The organism is uncultured Boseongicola sp. (assembly GCF_937988555.1).
Lineage (GTDB): Bacteria > Pseudomonadota > Alphaproteobacteria > Rhodobacterales > Rhodobacteraceae > Boseongicola.
In genome coordinates, this window is sequence record NZ_CALJXO010000337.1 from 1 (window position 1) to 3669 (window position 3669).

General features: G+C 53.2%; 4 protein-coding genes and 2 pseudogenes. 4 read left to right on the forward strand and 2 right to left on the reverse strand.

Annotated features, from left to right (window positions below):
• Positions 1–541: pseudogene (locus tag Q1B15_RS19970) on the reverse strand (IS6 family transposase); the annotation flags it as partial.
• A gap of 78 nt (positions 542–619) precedes the next feature.
• Complete coding sequence (locus Q1B15_RS19975) at positions 620–1099, reverse strand: cytochrome c (RefSeq protein ID WP_299757208.1); 480 nt, start codon at positions 1097–1099, stop codon at positions 620–622.
• Positions 1100–1204: 105 nt separating this feature from the next.
• On the opposite strand from Q1B15_RS19975, the gene Q1B15_RS19980 reads away from it, so the two are divergent.
• The 4 genes and pseudogenes from Q1B15_RS19980 to Q1B15_RS19995 form a co-directional block, all read left to right on the forward strand.
• Positions 1205–2056, forward strand: a complete 852-nt coding sequence (locus tag Q1B15_RS19980) for a LysR family transcriptional regulator (protein ID WP_299757210.1) — start codon at positions 1205–1207, stop codon at positions 2054–2056.
• Positions 2057–2531: 475 nt separating this feature from the next.
• Entirely contained in the window at positions 2532–2714 is a 183-nt protein-coding gene (locus Q1B15_RS19985) for a hypothetical protein (RefSeq protein WP_299757213.1), read from the forward strand.
• Positions 2715–2858: 144 nt separating this feature from the next.
• Complete coding sequence (locus Q1B15_RS19990; protein ID WP_299757215.1) at positions 2859–3050, forward strand: hypothetical protein; 192 nt, start codon at positions 2859–2861, stop codon at positions 3048–3050.
• A gap of 431 nt (positions 3051–3481) precedes the next feature.
• Positions 3482–3669 (forward strand): annotated as a pseudogene (locus Q1B15_RS19995) (hypothetical protein); the annotation flags it as partial.

Genomic DNA, 3669 nt, shown 5'->3' on the forward strand with positions numbered 1-3669 from the left:
AAGCAAACCACTGTCAGGCAGCGGGTGTGAATTCTCGGCCCGGTTGTTGAGCCAGCGCCCTGCTTCCTGGCGATCTGCGTTGCCGATGACCTTCATTGCGGCGCCGTAAGACCGCAGTAGATCGGTCACGATGACATGTGGTTGGCCAAAGCGCTTCATTGTTTTCCTGAATTTCAATGCTGCTTTGCGATCGCGGCGCTTGGCAAAATAGCTTTCCGAGCACCTCACCTTCGTGATCTAAAGCCTGCCACAGGTAGTGCGTTTCACCGTTGATCTTCACAAAAATTTCGTCCAGATGCCATTGCCAATTCGAATGAGTACGCATCCGATTGACCCGGTTTTTACGGATCTCCACGGCGAACAATGGGCCGAACCGAGTCCACCAAAACCGGATCGTTTCATGGCTAATATCAACACCGCGCTCGTGCAGCAAATCTTCCACACTTCGAAGCGAAAATGGATAACACACATAAATCATAACCGCCAAGCGGATGATTTCGGGAGACGTCTTGAAGTAGCGGAAAGGGGAGTGATTTATCATCCGGAGACGCTAAATTGCCACCCTAACCGGCTCAAGCTAGTTTCCTCAGACAGGACCGTCCCCTATTCCCTCATTTTCCTAGCCTTTCGGCTTGCGGTAGCTTTCGTGGCACCCGCCACAGCTTTTGCCAACGGGCCCCATCGCAGCCTGCAATGCGCCCAAGTCCGTACCCGCTGCTGATTGCATGGCCAAAGCGGCATCCACAAAATCTTTGCCCTTTTCACCAATCTTGCTGTCCGAGGCCCAAATCGCGGGAAGTGCGCGAGTGCCTTCTACACTGTCGCTGTCAGAACCGGGCAACCAGTACCCAGCCTGGCTTAGCGACGCGAGGGCCGCGAGGTTATCCGCCGCGCCGCTTGCCGCAGCAGCATCATAGGGCGTTTCTTGTTTTGCCATGGCTCCGAGGAGGCCGAGATTGAAAGCGTGAAGCTGCATTTGAGACTGTCGAGCCTTTATGGCAGCAGCGATCTGCTTATCGCTGATGTGACCATCAGCAGAGGCAAGCACGGCAATAGAGCCGAAAACCGCCGACATAATGGCCAGAGTTGATTTGCCCATTCTAATACTCCTTTGTGGGGTGAGTTTCGATTTTTGATTGCCCACAGCATAATTGTTCGTAAATGTGATAACAGTCACCATATTTGCAGAATTGGTTATGGATTAATGCACAACGAAAATTGGGACGATTTACGCTTTGTCCTGGCAGTGGCGGATACTGGATCTGTGCTGCAAGCGTCCAAGCACCTGAACGTCAACCATGCGACCGTACTGCGCCGGATTGCCGCATTCGAGGAACGATACGGAACCACGTTGTTTGAACGCACATCCCAAGGATATCGGCTGCTCTCGGATTGCGCACATGTCATTCGCGCTGCACAGGAGGCTGAGGTCGCGGTGCAGGCGGTCCACAGACTTGCGAGCGGCGGGCGTTTGACACTGAATGGTACTGTCAGAGTTACATCAACCGACACTCTGTGTGGGGCAGTATTGCCACGATTTGTTGCGGCAATGCGGGCCGAGGAGCAGAACCTCGCCATCACGCTGTTGAGTAGCAATACGCATCTGGATCTTTCAAGGGACCAAGCCAGCATTGCAATCCGTCCCTCTTTGCAACTGCCAGAGGACATGGTTGGGGAAGTCGCAACAGAATTGGGCTTTGCTGCATATGCTGTCGACCACGAGCAGGCCAATTGGTTGGGGTTGTCCGGCCCTTTGTCGCGCTCTGTTGCAGCGACGTGGATGGACGCCAATGTACCCGCCGGTCAAATCACGACATCGGCAGACAGTTTCCTGACTTTACAGGCACTGGCGGCGCTGGGACATGGCATCGCTGTGCTGCCTTGTTTTGTCGGGGATGGCGATGATCGTCTGGTTAGACTTCCAAAGTCCATGCCAATGCTGAGTGCTCCGTTATGGGTTGCGCACCATGTCGACGCTGTCGAAACACAGCAGATGCGTATTGTTAAGATGCGCTTGTTACGGTTTCTGTCGGACCAGCAAGACTTGGTCGGGTAGATTGAAAGTACGAGTTGAACGAGGGTCAGGATTGAACCCCCAAATTAGGTATGACTTTGATTGACTGCTTCAGAGATTGCAGCGCCGCGCTGCCGAGTTTTTGTTTCCGCAATCGCGAACGTCGCCTTGGATTTTTCACAGTTGCATCCGCCGCAACTGCAAACGGCGGCTTTGTCCGGAGGCTGTGTGAAAACTCGCGATTCTTCATGATTTCGCGCCGCTCGTTTTCGGGAGTTGCTAGTTTGATGGTTCAGATCGACCAGAGCGCGCCCAAATCTGGCAATTTCTGGCATTTGTAAAAGCTCTCGATAGTTTTCAGACAGCCTCTCCGCATTGCAGACCTCGGCCCAGAGCAGACCATCCTTACAGATTGACGTAGATCATGTCGCTTAAACAGAAGTTGTGATGATCTGTTCACAAATACACTTGGCACATAGCCAGTCTGATAGAACGTCAAATTGAAGGAGGCCCACTGATGGATGTGGCAAAGATCGCAGAGTACGCACAATCGCTCTACAACGCACATGGCGACAAGGCCGAGGCAGAGGCGGCGCAAAAGGCAAAGAAATATCAGGAGGAAGGAAACGAGGCTGAGGCTCAAACTTGGCAGTCCGTGCGACGAGCCATCAGCGAGATCCGGGGAGCTCACGAGAGTTAGATTCTTCGTGGCCGCTCTCAGACTTCAGCGGGTCCGGAAATACAATTTTTGGCGGTACTTCAACTGCGGAAGTGCAACACCTGTTTAGATGATCGGCCTTCGACACGTTTTTTCATTTCTTAACAAGATACAAGGAGTTGCGGTATGCGGAGAATTTTTAGCCTCACGGTAGTTATTGCCATAGTAGGGCTTTCTGCTTGTGACAGGGCCAATTCCAATTTGGAGCGTGCCATCATAGGCGGCGCAATCGGCTGCGCCGCCGGAGAGGTGTTGGCTGACGGTCGCTGCGTTGCGGGCGCCGCCGTGGGTGCAGGGGTTGGTGTTTTAACCAACTAGAACGCACCGCGAGCCACGGTATTCGTCAATCCATTCTTGCATACGCGGACCCCGGCTCGAAGGCTCGGTGCGGCTTAGTAAAGCATGCACTCCATTACAGGTGACATTGCCGAAGTGGATCAGGTTCTGTCTGTCGTAAGCGCGTGTGGGACAGTTTAGTGCGATTTGATATCTCTTTTGGGGCTTTTTCATTGGCAATAGAGAATCTTAAATAAGATGGCACCGTCAGAAAAAATTGCGTTGAGGCGGGCAGGGTGGTGACCTAGCTTCGCGGGATGACAAAACGCAGCCATTGGGTGACAGCCTCGTTTTTTTAGTGCGGCACTTCTCTTTCAAAGGCATATAATGCGACATCCGCCCACCGGTCCGCATCAGATCCCGTTTGGCGCTTACACTCGACGACCGTGAGTTCACACAATAGGCACCATGACATGTGGGAAGATCGCTTTGCCCAAGAGGGTTATCTGTTTGGAACTGAACCTGTCCCGTTTCTCCTGAAGCATAACGCGCTCTTTCAGGCGGGTCCGTCTGCGCTGTCAATTGCTGAGGGCGAAGGGCGTAACGGCGTGTATTTGGCCAAGGTGGTGTCGCTACCGGCCAAGATGGTTGTCGCTCAACA